The organism is uncultured Georgenia sp. (assembly GCF_937958535.1).
In the GTDB taxonomy this organism is placed as follows: domain Bacteria; phylum Actinomycetota; class Actinomycetes; order Actinomycetales; family Actinomycetaceae; genus Oceanitalea.
The window spans coordinates 1-18433 of the sequence record NZ_CALGNQ010000240.1 but is presented as its reverse complement, the minus strand read 5'-3'; the positions used below and the strand labels follow the sequence as shown (position 1 = coordinate 18433).

The window sequence follows — 18433 nt, the reverse complement described above, 5'->3', positions numbered from 1 at the left end:
GATGTTGTCCTTGCCCATGAAGTAGTAGGACAGCGCCTCCGGGTCGTTCCACCACCGGCGCCAGGCGTCCGGGTCGCCGGTGCGGCGGGCCCACTCGATGGACGCGGACAGGTAGCCGATGACGGCGTCGAACCACACGTAGAGCCGCTTGGTGGGCAGGTCGCGCCAGCCGTCGAGCGGGACCGGGATGCCCCAGTCGATGTCGCGGGTCATCGCCCGCGGCTTGATGTCGGCGAGGATGTTCTTCGAGAAGCGGATGACGTTGGGCCGCCAGGTGCCCGACGCCTCGCGCTCGTCGAGCCACTCGCCGAGCTTCTCCGCCAGGGCGGGCAGGTCGAGGAAGAAGTGCTGGGTCTCGACGAACTCCGGGGTCTCGCCGTCGATCCGCGAGCGCGGGTCGATGAGGTCGGTCGGGTCGAGCTGGTTGCCGCAGTTGTCGCACTGGTCGCCGCGGGCGCCCGGGTAGTCGCAGATCGGGCAGGTGCCCTCGATGTACCGGTCGGGCAGGGTGCGGCCGGTGGACGGGGAGATCGCGCCCTTCGTCGTGCGCTCGACCATGTAGCCGTTCTCGTGGACGACGCGGAACATCTCCTGCACCACGGCGTAGTGGTTGCGCGTCGTCGTCCGGGTGAACAGGTCGTAGGACAGGCCGAGCGCGGCGAGGTCCTCGACGATGAGCCGGTTGTTGCGGTCGGCGAGCTCCCGGGCGGAGACGCCGGCGGCGTCGGCCGCGACGAGGATCGGGGTGCCGTGCTCGTCGGTGCCGGACACCATGAGGACGTCGTGGCCCTTCATCCGCATGTAGCGGGAGAAGACGTCGGAGGGAACGCCGAAGCCGGCCACGTGCCCGATGTGCCGGGGGCCGCTGGCGTAGGGCCAGGCCACCGCCGAGAGAATGCTCGTCATGGGGCCAGCCTAGTTGTGCCGCGCCGCTGCCTCCCCCACCTCGCGCCTCCCCCACTCCACGGGCAACCCGGGCCCGGGCGTCACCGCACCCCACCTGTCACCGCGTGCCCACCTCTCACCGACAGCCCACTTCCCACCGACAGCCCACTTCTCACCGACAGCCCACCTGTCACCGACAGCCCACCTGTCACCGACAGCGCACTGCCCACCGACAGTTCACTTCTCACCGACAGCTCACTTCTCAGCGACGCCGCACCTGCCATCGAGTGCCCACGTCTCACCGAGAGCTCAGCGTTCGCCGGGGATCCCCCTCGGTGCGCTCGGCTCCGGCAGGTGGTCAGCGGGAGGGGACGATCTCCACGCCGGCGGCGCGCAGCTGCTCACGGGCGCGCTCGCCCTGCTCCGGGGTCACCGGGGCCGTGAGGTCGCTAAGCACCCGGGCCGACATTCCCAGACGCACGGCGTCAAGCGCGGTCTCCTTGACGCAATGCGACTCCGCCAGCCCGACGACGTCCACCGCCGTCACCCCCTGGAGGATCTGCTCCAGGGTGCGGCCGTCCTCGTCGGTGCCCTCGAACCCGGAGTAGGCGGCGGCGTACTGGCCCTTCTTCACCGAGGCGTCCGGCACCAGGTCCGCGAGCGCGGGGTGGAGCTCGGCCTCCTCGGTGCCTGCGACACCGTGCGGCGGCCAGGTGTCCACGAAGTCCGGTTCCTCCGGGGGCGTCGCGAAGTGACGTCCCGGATCGATGTGCCAGTCCTGGGTGGTCACGACCAGGTCGTAGCGATCCCGGTTCGCGGCGGCGTACTCGGCGATCGCCCGGGCGACGTCGTTGCCCCCGGCGACGGGCAGCGCACCTCCCTCGCAGAAGGTCGGCTGGACATCGACGACGAGCAGTGCCCGACGCTCCATGGCTCCTCCCTCGTTCTCGACACCCTTATGGTCCCACGTAGCAATAAGGTAGGGACATGGCCGACGAAGGCGGGACGCAGACCAGCTGGACCATGGCGGGGATCAACACCTCCGTGGACCTCGACGGTGGTGTGCTGGTGGGGGACGACGGCTCGCACGCCGCCTTCGAGGCGATGCGCTACGCCGCCGCGGAGGCGGCCCGACGGGGTACCGACCTCCACGTGCTGCGAGCGTGGACCATCCCGACGGCGGTCCGCCCCGACGACGTGCCCTTCGGCGTGACGCCGTCCGTCGTCGAGTTCCAGGACGCCACCCTCGCCGCGACCCGACGCCGCGCCGAGGCCGCCGCCGCAGATCACCCCGAGGTCACGGTGCACGCCCACACCGTGTTCGGCCGCGCCGACCGGGCTCTCATCGCGGCAGCACGGGGCGCGGATATCCTCGTCGTCGGATCGCGCGGCCGGTCCAAGATCACCAGCCTTCTCCTCGGCTCCACCGCGGCCACGGCCATCCGGGAGGCGACGATCCCGGTGATCGTCGTCCGCTGAGCCTGCCGGCGCGGGCGGCGTCCTTAACGGGACTCGCGCTGTCGGTGGGACGGCTGCCGGCGGACCACCGAGCTGTCGGTGAGAAGTGCGCTCTCGGTGGGACGTGGGCTGTCGGTGGGGAGTTGGCTGGCTCTCGGTGGGAGATGCGCTGTGAGAACTCGGCTCTCGGTGGGGCGGGGGTCAGCGGGCGTCGAGGGCGGCCTGGTAGAGGTCGCGCTTGCTCAGGCCCGTGCGGGCCGCGACGGCCGCGGCGGCGTCCTTGAGCCGCTCCCCGGCGGCGGCGCGCTCGAGCACCTCGGCGACGTGGTCCTCGGCCGAGGCGACAGCCGGTTCGGCGCCGGCGACGACGAGCGTCACCTCACCCCGCACCCCCTCCTGCGCCCACGCCGCCAGCTCGCCGAGCGGGCCGCGGCGCACCTCCTCGTAAGTCTTGGTGAGCTCGCGGCACACGGCCGCCCGCCGCTCGGGCCCGAAAGCCCGCGCCATGGCGGCGAGCGTCTCGGCCACCCGGTGCGGTGACTCGAAGAACACCATGGTCCGCGGCTCGTCCGCGAGCGCCGCGAAGGCCCGGTCGCGGTCGCCCGGGCGGCGCGGTGCGAAGCCCTCGAAGCAGAACCGGTCGGTCGCCAGCCCCGAGACCGCCAACGCGGTGAGCACGGCGCTCGGCCCGGGCAGCACGCTCACCGCCACGTCCTCCTTCACCGCCGCCCCGACCAGCCGGTAGCCCGGGTCGGAGACGGACGGCATACCCGCGTCGGAGACGACGAGCACCCGCTTGCCCTCCGCCGCCAGCCCCACCAGCCACGGGGCCCGCTCCCGCTCGTTGTGCTCGTGGAAGCTCACCAGCTCACCGGGCACCCACACCCCGAGCCGGCGGGCGAGCGCGACGAGCCGGCGGGTGTCCTCGGCGGCGACGACGTCGGCCTCCCCCAGGGCCCGCACCAGCCGCGGCGGGGCGTCACCCGCGTCACCGATCGGCGTCGCGGCGAGCACGATCTGCCCGCCCTCGCCGCGCCACGGCGAGCCGCCGACGGCCACCCCCTCCCGCCCCGGCTCGTCCGCCGGGCCGGGCCGCTCCACCTCGTCGCTCACCCCTCCAGTCTGGACCACCTGGTGACGGGGACACCTACACTCACGAGCGTGACAGCGCCGCGACCCGACACCGACCACGCCCCGGTCGGCACTCCCGAGGACGCGACGACCACCCCGGATCGTCGGCCGGCCGACCGTCGCTCGGTGGACGAGGTCGAGGCGGACCTGCGCGCGCGCCTGCTGCGCCCGGGGCCCACCGACCGGCTGTGGGGCTGGCTCGGCCCGCTCCTCGTCACGGCGGTCGCCGCCGTGCTCCGCCTGGTGAACCTCGACCATCCCACCCGGCTGATCTTCGACGAGACGTACTACGTCAAGCAGGCCTACTCGCTGCTCACCCTCGGCTACGAGGGGGAGTGGGAGGGCGAGGAGGTCAACGACCGCTTCCGTGAGGGCGACTTCTCCGACCTGTCGACCGAGGCGGACTACGTCGTCCACCCGCAGATCGGCAAGTGGCTCATCGCCATCGGGATCCGGCTCTTCGGGGCGGACAACGGGGCCGGCTGGCGCTTCTCGGCGGCTATCGCCGGGGCGGCGACCGTCCTCGTCCTCGCCCGCATCACCCGCCGCCTCACCGGCTCGACGCTGCTCGGCATGGCCGCCGGGCTGCTCCTCGCGGTGGACGGGCTGCACTTCACCGGCTCACGCATCGGGCTGCTCGACGTCTTCCTCGGGTTCTTCGTCGTCGCCGCACTCGCCGCGGTGCTCCTCGACCGCGAGCAGTACCGCCGCCGGTTGGCCCGGGCGTGTGCCGCCGACCTCGTCGAACGGGGGGACGGCACCCTGTCCGACCCCTGGGGGCCCCGCACCGGGGTGCGGTGGTGGCTCGTCCTCGCCGGGGTGCTGCTCGGTCTGGGCGGCGGGGTGAAGTGGTCGGCGATCTACGCGCTGGCCGTCTTCGGGATCATGGTGGTCGTCTGGGACATCTGCGCCCGCCGGGCGGTGGGCGTGCGGTTGTGGTTCGGCGCCGGGGTGTTCCGCGGCGGGGTGCCCGCCTTCGTCGCGCTCGTCCCGGTCGCGGCGGTGACCTACGTCGCCGGGTGGTTCTCCTGGTTCGCCAACCGCGGGGCCTACCTGCGCACCTGGGCGGAGGACCAGATCGCCACGCACGGCACGGTCGACCGGGCCTGGCTGCCGAACCCGCTCAACTCGCTGTGGGAGTACCACCTGCGCGCCTGGCACTTCCATAACGGGCTGGACTCCGAGCACACCTACGAGGCCCACCCCGCCGGGTGGATCCTCCAGCTGCGCCCCACGTCCTTCTACTGGGAGGGCCAGGTGACGGACGGCTGCACCGCCGACCGGTGCGTCCAGGCCATCACCTCGGTCGGCAACCCGGTGGTGTGGTGGGTGGGACTGGCTGCGCTCGCCGTCGTGCTGTGGATGGCCGTGGTCCGCCGCGACTGGCGGGCCTGGGTGGCGCTGGCCGGGTATGCCGCCACCTACCTGCCGTGGTTCGCCTACGCGCACCGCACGATCTTCACCTTCTACGCGATCGCCCTCGCCCCCTATGTGGCGCTCACCATCGTCCTCGCCGTGGCATGGGTCGGCGGCCTGCTCCCGCCCCACCCCCGCCCCGCGCGCCGGCCGGGTGAGGTCCCCGTCCCCGGTGCCGCCGACGAGGCTGTCCTCGTCCCCGCCGCCGACGGTGCGCTCACTCGGCGCGCTGCCGGCGCCGGCGTCCCGGCGCTCGTCTCGAGTGCCGGCGGCCCGGCCGCACGCTCCGTGCTCGGACCGACGGCCCCGCCCGCCGGGACCCACGACCACGCACCGGCAGTTCCGGCCGGCGGACACCACGACCACGCACCGCCGGCTCGACCGGGCGGGACCGACCGCGACGCGCCGCCGGACGGCACCGACGACGCACCGGCCGGCCGCGCGGGACACCTGCTGCTCGCGGTCGTCTGCCTGGCGGCCCTCGCCGCGTTCGTCTACTTCTGGCCGCTGTGGACCGGTGCCACCGTGCCCTACGAGGTGTGGCGCTCGCACATGTGGCTGGGCTCCTGGATCTGATCTCACGTCCGCCCGGTCACGAACGTCTACGGGGTGATGATGACCAAACCGCCCTTCGAGCAGGTCGTGACCACGCACGGCGCCACGGTGCTGCGGGTGTGTCGCGCCGTCGTCGGCCCGGACGACGCCGACGACGCCTGGTCCGAGACCTTCCTGGCGGCGCTGCGCGCCTACCCCGACCTCGACGCCGACGCGAACCTCGAGGCGTGGCTGGTCACCATCGCCCACCGCAAGGCGATCGACCTCCTGCGCACCCGCACGAGGCGCCCGGTCCCCACCGACGGGCTGCCCGACCGCCGCGCCGGCGGCGTCCAGCCCGGTGAGGAGCCGGCCGACGTGTGGTACGCGGTCGCGGCGCTGCCCGACAAGCAGCGTCGGGCGATCGCCTACCACTACCTCGCCGGCCTGCCCTTCGCCGAGGTCGCCGCCATCCTCGGCAACAGCACCGACGCCGCCCGCCGCGCCGCCGCGGACGGCTTGAAGACCCTGCGTCGCCGCTACGGCGCGCTCACCACCGGAGACCGACCATGACCACTCTGTTCCCCCCGGAGCCCGCCGCCTCGCTCGAGCGGCTGCGCTCCCGGCTCGCCGTCGACGCCGCCCGCGAGGGTCTCCTCGACGTGGCCTACCGGCACGTCGAGACCCCGCTCGGGCGGCTGCTCCTCGCCGCCTCGCCGCGGGGCCTGGTCCGGGTCGCCTTTGCCGACGAGGACCACGACCGGGTGCTGGCCGACCTCGCGGCCCGGCTCAGCCCGCGCGTCCTGCACGCCCCGGACCGCCTGGACGACGCCGCCCGCCAGCTCACGGAGTACTTCGCCGGCGCCCGCACCCGGTTCGACCTCCCGGTCGACCTCACCCTGACCCGGGGCTTCCGCCGCACGGTGCTCGAGCACCTGCGCACCATCGAGTACGGGCACACCGAGAGCTACGCCCAGGTCGCCGGGCACGTCGGAAGCCCGCGCGCGGTCCGTGCCGTCGGCACGGCGTGCGCGACCAACCCCCTGCCGATCGTCGTGCCCTGCCACCGGGTGCTGCGCAGCGACGGCAGCCTGGGCGGCTACCTCGGCGGGCTCCAGGCGAAGGCGCTGCTGCTCGACCTCGAGCGCGCGGCCTGAGGGCTCACCTCCGGAACCGCAGGACGACGGTGCCCGTACCGTCGCCGTGCTCGGTGAAGACGACCTCCCCGGCCGCGCCGACGTAGCGGCCGGTGCCGCCGACGATCGCGAGGTGCTTCTCCGGTGCGTTCGTCGTGCGGCCCTGGACGGCGACCTGCCCGCCGGGCAGCTCGTAGGTGAGGTCGCACTGGAGCGTGAAGACGCCGGCCGTCAGGTCGACGTCGGTGACGAGGCACGAGCCGCTGCCTGCGCCGACCTCCTCCCCGTCGCGGAGCAGGGTGTCCTCGAAGACGTTGCGGTCCCCTGTGCTCGGGCTGAGCAGCGGGTCCTGGACGGAGGTGACCTCCCGTACCCCGTCCGGCCCGAAGTCCTGGAAGAAGAAGTCCGACAGCCGGGTGTCGAACTCCAGGGTGTGCCGGCGGCCGCCGTGGCGGTCGTGGTCGGCCGACCCGACGGCGACGGCCGTGCCGGCGATGGCGAGGGCACTGATCCCGGTGACCACGGCGGTGCTCAGTGATGTGCGCATGACAGCTCCCTGGCTCGGTCGCCCGACCCACGCAGGTGTGGGCAGGGGCAATGGTTCTCCGGTGCGGTGGGGCGGGTCAAGGTCCTGGGACGACCGGGCACCGCTCGCTGCTTATCGCACGTCAGAGCGGATTCCTCGTCATTTGTCGATAGGTGGGGTCGGCCACCTTTCTCTCAAGAGTTGAGTCGGGTGGGCTAAACTCTTGGTGTTCCCTTCTCAAGGTTGCGAAGGCAACGCAAACCCACGTGCCACGGCTGAGCGCCGACTGCGCGCGGTGGCCGTGGCCTCGAGAAAGGAGTGCCTACGTGGAGTCACTGCGCATCGCCCAGGTGGCGCCACCCTTCTACGAGCTCCCGCCGCGCGGTTACGGCGGTATCGAGCTCGTCGTCGCCAAGCTCATCGACGCCCTCGTCGACCGGGGGCACGAGGTCACCCTCATCGGTGCCGGCCGCAACGGGACGAAGGCCCGCTTCCGCCGGACGTACGCCGACCCCCAGTTCGCCCGCCTGGGCGAGCCGCTGCCGGAGGCCGTCCACGCGGCCGCCACCGCCGAGATCCTCGAGGGGCTGGACGTCGACATCGTCCACGACCACACGCTGCTCGGCCCGCTGCAGGCGCGCGGCCGCAAGATCCCCACGGTCGCCACCGTCCACGGCCCCGTGCAGGGCGAGCCCGGCCGCTACTACCGGCACATCGGCGACACCACCCACCTCATCGCCATCTCCGACGCCCAGCGCGGTTTCGCCCCCCACCTCAACTGGGTCGGCACGGTGTACAACGCGCTGGACCCGGCGGACTTCACCTACCGCGAGGAGAAGGAGGACTGGGTCCTCTTCCTCGGCCGGTGCACCCCGGACAAGGGCATGCACCTGGCCATCGAGGCGGCCCGCGCCGCCGGCCGCCCGATCAAGCTCGCGGCCAAGTGCAGCGAGCCGGCCGAGAAGGCCTACTTCGAGGCGGAGATCGCCCCGCGGCTCGGGCCCGACGTCGAGTGGCTGGGCGAGATCGGCGGCGAGGACAAGCGTGAGGCCCTGGCCTCTGCCCGCGCGCTGGTCTTCCCCCTCCAGTGGGAGGAACCGTTCGGCATGGTGATGATCGAGGCGCTGGTCTCCGGCACGCCGGTCGTCACGATGCCGCGCGGCGCCGCCCCGGAGATCGTCACCGACGGTGTCACCGGCTACCTACGCCGCGAGCTGGACGAGCTGCCTGCCGCGATCGACGCCGTCGACGCGATCGACCCGGCCCGCTGCCGGCAGGAGGTGCTCGACCGGTTCACCCCGGAGGCCATGGCCGAGGGGTACGAGCGGCTGTACCGGAAGGTCGTCGAGCGCGCCCGTACGGCGATCGCCCCGGGGGTGGCCCAGCGCCGCACGACGCGCGTCGGGACCCAGCCGATGCCCAAGCCGGTCCGCGGCGAGCGCCTCGCCGCGCTCAAGGGCTCGACCATGGTCGACCAGGCCGCCGACACCACCCGCCTCTGACCGCAGCACGCACGTGGGGTTCTCCGCGGGGCCGGGTCCGGCCCTGCGCGCCCCTCACCCGGGAGCGACCACGGCCCAGCCGTGGGGTGGCAGGACAACGGTGCGGCCGGCATCGGCGAGCGTGCCGGTGCCGGCCGGCACGGCCGGGCCCTCCCCCGACCGGTGAGCAGCCGCCGGCAGCTGCCAGGAGACCTCGTCGTCGTCCGTGCTCAGGACGACGACGAGGGCTCCCTCACCGGACCGCACGACGTAGCAGAGCAGCGGGTCGGAGACGTGGAGCACCTCGAGCGTGGCGTCGTGCAGCCACGGGTGACGCCGACGCAGGCCGATGAGCTCCTGGTGGCGGCGCAGCACCGCCTCCCCCGTTCCCGCGAGGTCGGCCGGGTCCGCCGGGAACGCCGGACGGACGGCGTCGTCGCCGCCCTCGCGCTCCTCCTTGACCCCGGTGAGGCCCAGCTCGTCGCCGGCGTAGACGCACGGTGTGCCGGGCACGGTGAGGAGGACGGCGAGCGCGTGGTCGAGGTGCCGCGGGTCGGTGAGCCGGCTGGCGATGCGGGTGACGTCGTGGTTGCCCACGAAGGTCAGCGGCGCGAAGTCCCGGCAGAACGTGGCGTGCCGCCCGAGCGCGTGCTCGAGCTCCCAGAAGTTGCGGTCGTTGAGCGAGCTCCAGACCGCCTTCCACAGCTCGTACTGGGTGACGGCGTCCATCCCCGACTCGGCGACGATGCCGGTGTAGTCGCCGTGGATCACCTCACCGACGACGTAGGCCTCGGGGTGCCGTTCCCGCACCCGCTCGAGCACCGGGCGCCAGAACGCGGGCGGGACCGCGTACGCGGCGTCGAGACGCCAGCCGTCCACCCCGCGGTCCAGCCAGTAGGTCATGACGTGGGCGACGTAGTCGGCGACCTGCGGCTCGTCGTGGTTCAGGGCGACGAGCGCCGCGTGCCCCTCGAAGTCGTCGTGGGTCGGGGCGCCGCCGCCGTCCGGGGCGTCCGGGTCGGGCCAGTGCAGCCGGAACCAGCGGGCGGCCGGTGAGGCGGGTCCCTCGGCGAGCGCCCGGCGGTACATCTCGAAGTCCTGCCCGACGTGGTTGAACACGCCGTCCAGCACCACCCGCAGCCCGCGGGCACGCGCCGCCTCGACGACGGCGAGGAGGTCGCTCGTGTCGCCGAGCCGGGCATCGACGCGTAGGTGGTCGGTCGTGTCGTAGCCGTGGGTGCGCGACTCGAAGACAGGACCGAGGAGCAGCGCGGACGCCCCGAGCCGGGCGGCGTGGTCGAGCCACGGCAGGAGCCCGGGCAGGCGGTGGCGCACCTCGACGCCCAGCTCCTCACGGGTGCGCTCGGCACCGAGGAAGCCCAGCGGGTACACGTGCCAGAAGACGGCGTGCCGCACCCAGTCCGGCGTGTGGGCCCGTTCCGCCATGTCTCCCCTCCGCGACCCCATCGTGCAGCTGACAGCATCTAGCCTGTCACCAACGACGACGTGGGTCCTCGCGACCCGAGCGAAAGTGAGACGATGGCACCCGAGCCGCCCCGCACGGTGACGACCGCGCGACCACCCGCCACACACCACTTCCTGCTCGTCACCCCCGTGGAGACCGGCAACCCGCCCGGGTCACCGGAGCCGGCCGCCCCGGTCCAGCCGACCCGCTTCGTCTCACGGTCGTCGACACGCGCCCAGTCGCTGGCCTACCGCCTCGTCGCGCAACCTCCCGCCCCGGACGCCGTCCCGCCGCCCGGCCCGAGCGGCTTCGACATGGTCGCAAACCGGACGTGGCTCGCCGAGATCGACGGCACCACGGTGCTCACCGTCGAGTGCGAGGTGCGCTCTGCGGCACCGGAACCGATCGGCGGCGTCGAGCTCGAGCTCCTCGAGGCCGACCTCACGGAGCTCGCCACTCGGGTGGCGGTCGACGTCCTCGGCTGCACCCGGGAGTCGGTGGCGTGGGTGGGGCGCTACGCACTGAGTGAGCCACCGGCCGGCTGGCTCGGCGCAGAGACCGTGCGGCGTCCGCTCAACGGCTCATCCGAGACCGCGGTCATCGGCGGGTGGGGCAACGGGGCCGTGACCGGCTGGTCGCTCCTCGACGACGGCGCACGGGGCGAGGTGGTCCGCGGCCTGGTCGACGCCCAGTACCTGTGGCACCAGGTCGACATGCTCAGCCGCCGCTCGCTCGACATCGTCCGCGGCTTCCGCACCCCCCACGCCCGGGTCCGAGCGCGGGAGCTGCGCCGCGTGCAGCGCGCGGTCGAGGCAGAGTGGACTGCCCTCGCCCAGCACCACGCCGCTGCCGACGACCTCTTCCTCAACGTCCAGGGGGTCCGGCGCACCACCGCCCTGGCCATCCTCGAAGCGTGGCAGTACGAGGACGTCATGGCGCGCGTCGGGCGCCGCATCGCCGACGCCCACGACGTCGTGAGCAGGAAGCGGGAGCGGTTCGAACGGCGCTACCAGTCCACCGTGGAGGCGGTGCTGTTCGTCCTCGGTCTGCTGACCTTCGTCGAGATCGTCCTCGCGGCGATCTCCACGGCCTACTCGGGCCCCGTCGACACCGTCCCGGGCGCCGGTGTGGGCCTGTTCGCCTGGCTGCGCAGCACGAGCTCCGACACCCTCGTGCTCGGGACGGCCGGGCTCGTCCTGGTCGCCGCACTGCTCGTCGTCGCGAGGAGAAGGACATGACGAGACCTGCGCTCACCCGGGTGGCCCGCTCCCTCGTCGAGCGACGTCCGGCCGACCGCTGGGTCGAGGCCACCCACCGCGTCGACACCGAGCGCCGCGCCATCGAGGAGTTCATCGCCGCGGGCACCGGACACGCCTACGGCTTCACCACGCTGCTGGGACACCTCGACAGCGGGACCATGGCGGCGGAGGAGCAGGTACAGGTACTCGGCGCGCACCTGGTCGAGCCGTCGTGGCCCGCTCCCCCGGAGCTGCGCACGCTGCTCGTCGCCACGAAGCTCGAGCAGCTCCACCACGGCGGTTCGGGTGTCCACGGCGCCACGTACCGCGCCCTCCTCGACGCCGCCACCCGCTCCACGGCGCCCGTCCTGGGCGGCTGGACGACGTCGTACGGCTCAGGGGACGTCATCCCCGCCGCCTGGCTGGTGCACGACCTGCGCACGACCACCGCCCCGGACCTGCTCCGCCATCCCGGTGACCTCATCGCGCTCATCAACGGGAGCTTCGTCTCGACCGGCTTCAGCATCGCCGCCGTCATCGCGCTGGTCGAGCAGGTCGGCACCTTTCTCGATGCATGGCTCCCGTACTGCGCGCGACCGACACCCACCGGCCCGCTGGACGACCTCCACCCGCAGCCGTCCGCAGAGCCCCTCGACTTCACCGGCCAAGCACCGGTGAGCCTGCGTGACAGCCGACCCGTGCTCGACGTCGTCGTCTCGACGGTCGACCGGCTCGGGGACTCCGTCGAGCGACGCCTGGCGCGCCCGTCGGCGAACCCGCTGTGGTCGACGAGTTCCGGCACAGCCCGGCCGCTGAGCCAGTCCTCCTTCCTCGACTTCCGGCTGGCCCTGGACCTCGCGGCCGCCGTCGAGCTCGCTGCCGTGGTCGCGGGGCACTGGCAACGGCTCATCGAGCACGTGTGCGCCGCCCTCGAGCGGCGCGACCCCACCCGAGCACCGGTCCAGCCGCCCAAGGCGGCCCAGGCAGTCCTCGAGCAGGTCGTCGGCGCGTCCGGAGCACCGCGCCGCTACTCGGGGCAGGACTCTCGCGGGGTGGAGGACGTCCGGGACATGACCTTGCTCCACGCGCAGACGCTCCACAGCCACGTCGCCCGGCTGGGCGCGCTGGCCGTCGTGTGGGCGCAGCTGGTCGCCGACCACGACCTCCCGGTGGCTGACGCCGCAGGGCCGGTCACCGACCGCCTCGTCGAGATCTTCCTCGGCCGGCCGGGGCTGACCGAATCGGAGCACCGTCGGCTGCGCGCGGTGCTCGCCCGAGCCGGCAGTGCACTGACACCTCGCCGCGACGAGCCCCGCGCAGCGCACCCGTGACCATCCCCTGTCAGGGGGCGCTCACCGCCGCAGTGCGCAGGTAGCCGAGCGCGACGGACAGCGCGGCGAGCCCGGGGCGGGGCAGCTGCTCGATGGACTCGAACGCCCGGCGGGAGCGGTCGACGGCGGCGGCGTTGGTCTCCAGCCACGCCGCCATCCGGTCGGCTGCGGGCTGCTCCGGGTCGGTGGCGCCGAGGACGGCGGCGGTGAGCACGCGGCGCACGGCGTGCAGGTCGTCGCGCAGCGCACTGCGGGCCAGCGCGTCCCACCGCTCCTCCTTGGGCAGCGGACCGACGAGGGCGTGGAGCCGGTCGATGCCGAGATGGTCGGCGACCGCGAAGCTCACCGCGAGCGCCATCGCCACCGACTCCCCGGTCCGCTCGGCCAGCTCGACGGCGTCGAGGAGGCTGACGTGGTAGCGCAGCATCGCCGCGTGCACCGCGAGGTCCTCGGGCACCCCGGCCTCGCGCAGCTCGCCGACCTCGCGCGCCACCCGCTCCCGCTCCGCCCCGCTGACGAGGTCGGGCAGGTCGCCGGCGTGCTCACGCACCGCCGGGGCGTAGCGTTCGACCTCCTCGCCGATGCCCAACCCGGCGGGGCGGTTCTTCAGGAACCAGCGGGCAGAGCGGTCGAGCAGGCGCCGCACCTCGAGGGACATGCGCCACTGGACCTCGGTCCCCACCCGGTTGTCCAGCGCCTCGACCCGGTCGAGGAAGGCCGGGACGTCGAAGATGTCGCGGCAGATGACGAACACGCGGGCGACCTGCTCGACCGGCGCTCCGGTCTCGTCGGTGGCGCGGTGGACGTAGGTCACCCCGCCCCGGTTGACGACGGCGTTGGCGAGCTCGTTGACGATGATCTGCCGCCGCAGCGGGTGCTGGTCGATCGCGTCGGGGAACCGCTCGCGCAGCGCCGGCGGGAAGTAGCGGTGCAGGTAGCGCCGCAGCCACGGGTCGTCGACCACCCGCGCGTCGGCCAGCTCGTCCTTGAGCGAGAGCTTGGTGTAGGCGATGAGCACCGCGAACTCGGGGGAGGTGAGCCCGCGGCCGTCCCGGGCGCGGGCGTCGAGCTGGGCGTCGGTGGGGAGGAACTCCAACCCCCGGTCCAGGCCGGCGGTGCGTTCGAGGGCGGCCATGAGGCGCTGGTGCTCACCCACCATCCGGGTGTCGAGGTGGCGGGCGTTGCCGATGAGGACGTTCTGCTCGTAGTTGTGGCGCAGCACCTGGGCGGCGACGTCGTCGGTCATCGCGACGAGGAGCTCGTCGCGCTGCTTGCGGGTGAGCTCGCCGTCCCGGATGAGGCCGGTGAGCATGATCTTGATGTTGACCTCGTGGTCCGAGCTGTCCACCCCGGCGGAGTTGTCGATGGCGTCGGTGTTGATCCGCACGCCCGCGAGGGCGGCCTCGATCCGGCCGAGCTGGCTGAAGCCGAGGTTGCCGCCCTCGCCCACCACCCGGCAGCGCAGCTCGGCGCCGTCGACGCGGATCGCGTCGTTCGCCCGGTCACCGATGCTCGAGTGGGACTCGTCGGCGGCCTTGACGTAGGTGCCGATCCCGCCGTTCCACAGCAGGTCGACCGGCGCACGCAGGACGGCGCTGATGAGCTCGGCCGGGGTGAGCGCGGTGACGTCGTCGTCCAGCCCGAGCGCGGCACGCACCTGCGGGGTGACCTCCACGGACTTGGCGGTGCGCGGGTGCACCCCGCCGCCCTCACTGATGAGGGAGGTGTCGTAGTCCGCCCAGGAGGAGCGGGGCAGCTCGAAGAGGCGGCGGCGCTCCGCGAAGGACGTCGCGGGGTCGGGGTCGGGGTCGAGGAACACGTGCCGGTGGTCGAAGGCGGCGACGAGGCGGATGTGCTCGGACAGCAGCATCCCGTTGCCGAAGACGTCGCCGCTCATGTCGCCGATGCCGACGACGGTGATGTCCTCGGTCTGGGTGTCGCGGCCCATCTCGCGGAAGTGGCGACGCACCGACTCCCACGCACCGCGGGCGGTGATGCCCATCGCCTTGTGGTCGTACCCCGCCGACCCGCCGGAGGCGAAGGCGTCGTCGAGCCAGAACTCCCGCTCCCGGGCCACCGCGTTGGCGACGTCGGAGAAGGCGGCCGTGCCCTTGTCGGCGGCGACGACGAGGTAGGGGTCGTCGCCGTCGTGGCGCACCGTCTGCGGCGGCGGCTCGACCCGCCCGGAGACGCGGTTGTCGGTGACGTCGAGCAGCGCGCCGACGAACTGGCGGTAGGCGTCCTCCCCGGCGGCGAGCCACGCGGAGCGATCCACGGCGGGGTCGGGCAGCCGCTTGGCGACGAAGCCGCCCTTCGCGCCGGTGGGGACGATGATGGCGTTCTTCACCGTCTGCGCCTTGACCAGGCCGAGCACCTCGGTGCGGAAGTCCTCGCGGCGGTCCGACCAGCGCAGCCCGCCGCGGGCCACCGCGCCGAACCGCAGGTGCACCCCCGCGACGGTGGGTCCGGACACCCAGATCTCGTACTCCGGGCGGGGCTCGGGCAGCAGCGTGAGCTCGCGGGGCCGGAGCTTGAGCGCGAGCGGGCGGGTGGGGTCGGTGCTCGGACGGTAGTGGTTGGTGCGCACCGTGGCGCGGATGACGTCGACGAAGGCGCGCAGGATGCGGTCGTGGTCGAGGCTGGAGACGGCGTCGAGCTGCTCGGTGAGGAGGTCGGTGACCTCCCGCTCCGCGGCGGCCCGCTCCGCGTCCGCCACACCGTCGTGGCGGACCGGGTCGAACCGCGTCTCGAAGAGGCGGACGAGCGAGGCGGCGATCTCGGCGTGCGCGAGCAGGGCCTCCTCGGTGTAGGCGCGGGAGTAGGGCCAGCCGCTCTGCTGGAGGTAGGCACCGACGGCGCGCAGCACGGACACCTGGCGCCAGTCGAGGCCGGCGCGTAGGACGAGCCCCCCGAGCTGGTCGCTCTCGGCCACCCCCCGCCAGACGGCGTCGAGGGCGTCGTGGAAGCGGTCGCGCACCCCGGGGTCGTGGGTCCACAGCTCGTCGCTCGCCGCGCGCAGCCCGAAGTCGAGCACGCGGCAGGCGGTGCCGTCGGAGCGCCACAGCTCGTAGGGCCGCTGGTCGGTGACCTCGACGCCGAGGTGGTGGAAGATCGGCAGGATCGCGGTGAGCGAGACGGGTTCGTACAGGTAGACCTTGAGCCGGCGCTCCCCGGCGTCGCCGCCGACGGGCTGGTAGAGGTTGAGCCGCACCTTCCCCGGCTCCAGGCCGTCGAGCTGGACGAGGTCGGCCACCGCGACCCGCGCGGAGAAGCGCTCCTTGTAGGCGGCCGGGAAGGCGTCGCGGAACAGGCTGACGAGCCGGCTGCCGCGTTCCTCCCCGAGCTCGTCGCGGGCGGCGTCGGCGAGGTCCTCCTCCCAGGTGCGGGTGGCGTCCACGAGCCGCCGCTCCAGCGCCTTGAGGTCGACGGCCGGCAGCGGCACACCGGCGGGCAGCCGCACGACGAAGTGCACCATGGCCAGCACGGACCGGGAGACGCGGGTGCTGTGCTCCACGCTCGCGCCGTCGAACGCCTCGAGCAGGAGCCGCTCCATGCGGTGGCGCACCGCGGTGTTGTAGCGGTCCCGCGGGAGGTAGACGAGGCAGGAGACGTAGCGGGCGTAGTCGTCGTCGCGCAGGAACAGGCGGGTGCGGGGCCGCTCGTGGAGGTGGACGACGGACAGCGCGATCTCGGTGAGCCGTTCGACGTCGGTGGCGAAGAGCTCGTCGCGCGGATAGGTCTCCAGTACCTCGAGGAGGTCGCGCCCGAGGTGGCTGTTGCGGGGGTAGCCGGAGGCGTCCAGCACCCGCTCGACCTTCTCCGCGACGTACGGGACGTGGGAGACCGAGGCGGAGTAGGCGCTGGAGGCGAACAGGCCGAGGAACCGTCGCTCCCCGGTGACGGTGCCGGAGTCGTCGAAGACCTTGACCCCGACGTAGTCGAGGTAGAGCGGCCGGTGGACGGTGGAGCGCGAGTTGGCCTTGGTGATGATGAGCAGCCGTGGCTCGGTGGCCTTCTGCGCGACGCGGCCGGTGAGCACGGTGGGCCGCGGCGGGTGTGCGCCGGGCCGGTCCTCCCGCAGGATGCCCAGGCCGGTGCCGGGGACCGGCTCGAGCACTGCCCGCTCCGGGTGCTGCTCGCCGTCGTCGGGGTCGTGGTCGGCGAGGCGGTACTCGCGGTACCCGATGAAGACGAACTCGCCGTCGGCCAGCCACTCGAGCAGGGCGGCGCCCTGGGCGGCCTCGTCGGCGGGCACGCCGACGGGCGGGGAGGTGCTGAGCTCGCCGGCGATGGCGGTGGCCCGCTCGGCCATCGCCTGCCAGTCGGTGACGGCGGCCCGCACGTCGGCGAGGACCTCCTGCAGCCGGTCCGCGAGCGCCGCCCGGGCCGCCGGGTCGCTCTCCTGGCCGATCTGGACCTGGATCCACGACTCGCGCACCGCGCTGGGATCGGCGTCCGGGTCGTCGGCGGCCCGGATCTGGCGCAGCTCGCCGTCCTCGCCGCGGCGGACGCTGAGCTGGGGGTGCACGGTCAGGTGCACCGGCCGGTCCTGCAGGTGCAGCTCGGCGGTGACCGAGTCGACGAGGAAGCGCATGTCGTCGGTGACGATCTCGACCACGGAGTGGCCGGTGGACCACCCGTCGCTCTCCACCGTCGGGGTGCTCACCCGCACGAGGGTCGTGCCGGGTCGGCGACGCCGGGCCAGCTCGCGGTGGGAGACGGCGGCACCGAGGAGGTCCTCGGGGCGCTGGGCGAGGAGGTCCTCGGTGGCCAGGTCGGCGTAGTAGTGCTCGAGGAAGGTCCGCAGCTCGGCCGCGGCAGCCGGTCCGTGGTCGACGGTCGCGACGGCGGCGTCCAGGCGCTCGCTGCGGGCGTCCGGGGTCATCACTCCGCTCCCTCCTCGTCGAGGCGTGGCAGCTGCCTGGTGCCGCCATCATGCCCGGCGTGCGTACCCAACGTACCGGCGTCCGCACGGTCCCACGCGCCGGAGCGGCACCACCTAGACTCGGCCCGGTGCGCAGCCCGATCACTCCCGAGGACGCCGAGGAGCTGGAGCTCTCCGGCGCCGGTCACCGGCAGCTGGCCGACCGCCTCGTCGCCTGGGCCGAGGAGCCTCATCCCGACGACGCGCTGAGCCCCCGGGAGCTGCTCACCCGGGCGGGCGAGCAGCTCGAGCTGGCCGACGACGTCGACGCCGCCCTGGAGCTGTACCGCCGCGCGGCCGCCGCCGACGGCACGGCCGTGCCCGACCCTCGCGCCCACCTGGTGACGCTCCTGCTGCAGCGGGGGGAGCGGGAGGAGGCCCTGCGCTGGGACCGGGACCTGCGCCGGAGCCGCCCGGAGGGTGGGGCGACCTACGAGTACATGGGGCAGACCTGGCTCGAGGTGGGGGACGAGCGACGCGCCCTGGGCTGGTACACCCGGGGCATCCTGCGGCACGAGCAGGGGCCGCCGTTCGAGGACTACGACCTCGCCGCCCTGTGCCTGGCCCGGTGGCGGCTGCGTGAGCGGCTGGGCCACCAGCCCGACGACTACGACTTCATCGGCCTCGGGCTGCGGCGCCGCCTGGACGAGCGGGAGCAGCAGCACCGCCGCAGCTAGCGGTCCAGCTGGAGCCGCGCCCACGTCGTGCTCGTGGCGGCGGCACAGGCCGCAGCAAGCACCGCGGTGAGCCCCAGCTGCGCGACCGTCACGTCGTGGCCGGTGGCCCACAGGACCGGGGCGGCGAACGGGACCCAGCCGCGGACACCGGTCAGGGCGCCGACCTGCCCCGCGACGACGAGCCCGATCGCGCACCCGGTGCCCGCGAGCAGCGACCGACCGAGCGTGGTC

The 18433-nt window shown here is 73.5% G+C and carries 14 protein-coding genes and 1 pseudogene; 8 read left to right on the top strand and 7 right to left on the bottom strand.

Annotated features, from left to right (window positions below):
• Together Q0195_RS12530 and Q0195_RS12525 are read right to left on the bottom strand one after the other, a co-directional pair.
• A partial coding sequence (locus Q0195_RS12530) for a class I tRNA ligase family protein (protein ID WP_299279062.1) occupies window positions 1-906 on the bottom strand: 906 nt, incomplete at its 3' end.
• A 337-nt stretch (window positions 907-1243) separates the two neighbouring features.
• Entirely contained in the window at window positions 1244-1816 is a 573-nt protein-coding gene (locus Q0195_RS12525) for an isochorismatase family protein (protein WP_299279061.1), read from the bottom strand.
• Between the two features lie 56 nt (window positions 1817-1872).
• On the opposite strand from Q0195_RS12525, the gene Q0195_RS12520 reads away from it, so the two are divergent.
• Window positions 1873-2364: a universal stress protein gene (locus tag Q0195_RS12520; protein WP_299279059.1), complete on the top strand. Its 492-nt coding sequence runs from the start codon at window positions 1873-1875 to the stop codon at window positions 2362-2364.
• A 180-nt stretch (window positions 2365-2544) separates the two neighbouring features.
• Here the strand turns inward: Q0195_RS12520 and rsmI are convergent, their stop codons facing one another.
• Entirely contained in the window at window positions 2545-3402 is an 858-nt protein-coding gene (gene rsmI, locus Q0195_RS12515; RefSeq protein ID WP_299279066.1) for a 16S rRNA (cytidine(1402)-2'-O)-methyltransferase, read from the bottom strand.
• Window positions 3403-3504: 102 nt separating this feature from the next.
• On the opposite strand from rsmI, the gene Q0195_RS12510 reads away from it, so the two are divergent.
• The 3 genes from Q0195_RS12510 to Q0195_RS12500 are packed head-to-tail and all read left to right on the top strand — an operon-like array spanning window position 3505 to window position 6581.
• Entirely contained in the window at window positions 3505-5466 is a 1962-nt protein-coding gene (locus Q0195_RS12510) for a phospholipid carrier-dependent glycosyltransferase (RefSeq protein WP_299279057.1), read from the top strand.
• Between the two features lie 36 nt (window positions 5467-5502).
• On the top strand, window positions 5503-5997 hold the full coding sequence (locus Q0195_RS12505) for a sigma-70 family RNA polymerase sigma factor (RefSeq protein ID WP_299279064.1): 495 nt from the start codon (window positions 5503-5505) through the stop codon (window positions 5995-5997).
• Window positions 5994-6581: a methylated-DNA--[protein]-cysteine S-methyltransferase gene (locus tag Q0195_RS12500; protein WP_299279055.1), complete on the top strand. Its 588-nt coding sequence runs from the start codon at window positions 5994-5996 to the stop codon at window positions 6579-6581. The genes Q0195_RS12505 and Q0195_RS12500 overlap by 4 nt, the downstream gene beginning before the upstream one ends.
• 4 nt (window positions 6582-6585) lie before the next feature.
• Here Q0195_RS12500 and Q0195_RS12495 read toward each other — a convergent pair whose 3' ends face one another.
• On the bottom strand, window positions 6586-7107 hold the full coding sequence (locus tag Q0195_RS12495; protein WP_299279053.1) for a dirigent protein: 522 nt from the start codon (window positions 7105-7107) through the stop codon (window positions 6586-6588).
• Window positions 7108-7412: 305 nt separating this feature from the next.
• Between Q0195_RS12495 and Q0195_RS12490 the strand changes: the two genes are divergently transcribed.
• Complete coding sequence (locus tag Q0195_RS12490; protein ID WP_299279051.1) at window positions 7413-8588, top strand: glycosyltransferase family 4 protein; 1176 nt, start codon at window positions 7413-7415, stop codon at window positions 8586-8588.
• A 54-nt stretch (window positions 8589-8642) separates the two neighbouring features.
• Here Q0195_RS12490 and Q0195_RS12485 read toward each other — a convergent pair whose 3' ends face one another.
• A complete protein-coding gene (locus tag Q0195_RS12485) occupies window positions 8643-10013 on the bottom strand; it encodes an alpha-amylase family protein (RefSeq protein ID WP_299279050.1) in 1371 nt (456 codons plus the stop codon).
• A 93-nt stretch (window positions 10014-10106) separates the two neighbouring features.
• Here Q0195_RS12485 and Q0195_RS12480 point away from each other — a divergent pair, with 93 nt between their 5' ends.
• Entirely contained in the window at window positions 10107-11270 is a 1164-nt protein-coding gene (locus Q0195_RS12480; protein ID WP_299279048.1) for a hypothetical protein, read from the top strand.
• Window positions 11267-12601, top strand: coding sequence for an aromatic amino acid lyase (locus tag Q0195_RS12475; protein WP_299279046.1), 1335 nt, complete (start codon window positions 11267-11269; stop codon window positions 12599-12601). The genes Q0195_RS12480 and Q0195_RS12475 overlap by 4 nt, the downstream gene beginning before the upstream one ends.
• A gap of 10 nt (window positions 12602-12611) precedes the next feature.
• Here the strand turns inward: Q0195_RS12475 and Q0195_RS12470 are convergent, their stop codons facing one another.
• Window positions 12612-17486: an NAD-glutamate dehydrogenase gene (locus tag Q0195_RS12470; RefSeq protein WP_299279045.1), complete on the bottom strand. Its 4875-nt coding sequence runs from the start codon at window positions 17484-17486 to the stop codon at window positions 12612-12614.
• A gap of 128 nt (window positions 17487-17614) precedes the next feature.
• On the opposite strand from Q0195_RS12470, the gene Q0195_RS12465 reads away from it, so the two are divergent.
• On the top strand, window positions 17615-18202 hold the full coding sequence (locus Q0195_RS12465) for a hypothetical protein (RefSeq protein ID WP_299279043.1): 588 nt from the start codon (window positions 17615-17617) through the stop codon (window positions 18200-18202).
• Here the strand turns inward: Q0195_RS12465 and Q0195_RS12460 are convergent.
• Window positions 18199-18433: pseudogene (locus Q0195_RS12460) on the bottom strand (hypothetical protein); the annotation flags it as partial. The gene Q0195_RS12465 and the pseudogene Q0195_RS12460 overlap by 4 nt on opposite strands.

Coding starts and splice junctions, on each gene's coding strand:
- Q0195_RS12470 (WP_299279045.1), bottom strand. CDS start 17,486: ATGACCCCGGACGCCCGCAGCGAGCGCCTGGACGCCGCCGTCGCGACC.
- Q0195_RS12500 (WP_299279055.1), top strand. CDS start 5,994: ATGACCACTCTGTTCCCCCCGGAGCCCGCCGCCTCGCTCGAGCGGCTG.
- Q0195_RS12520 (WP_299279059.1), top strand. CDS start 1,873: ATGGCCGACGAAGGCGGGACGCAGACCAGCTGGACCATGGCGGGGATC.
- Q0195_RS12525 (WP_299279061.1), bottom strand. CDS start 1,816: ATGGAGCGTCGGGCACTGCTCGTCGTCGATGTCCAGCCGACCTTCTGC.
- Q0195_RS12485 (WP_299279050.1), bottom strand. CDS start 10,013: ATGGCGGAACGGGCCCACACGCCGGACTGGGTGCGGCACGCCGTCTTC.
- Q0195_RS12495 (WP_299279053.1), bottom strand. CDS start 7,107: ATGCGCACATCACTGAGCACCGCCGTGGTCACCGGGATCAGTGCCCTC.
- Q0195_RS12475 (WP_299279046.1), top strand. CDS start 11,267: ATGACGAGACCTGCGCTCACCCGGGTGGCCCGCTCCCTCGTCGAGCGA.
- Q0195_RS12480 (WP_299279048.1), top strand. CDS start 10,107: ATGGCACCCGAGCCGCCCCGCACGGTGACGACCGCGCGACCACCCGCC.
- Q0195_RS12505 (WP_299279064.1), top strand. CDS start 5,503: ATGATGACCAAACCGCCCTTCGAGCAGGTCGTGACCACGCACGGCGCC.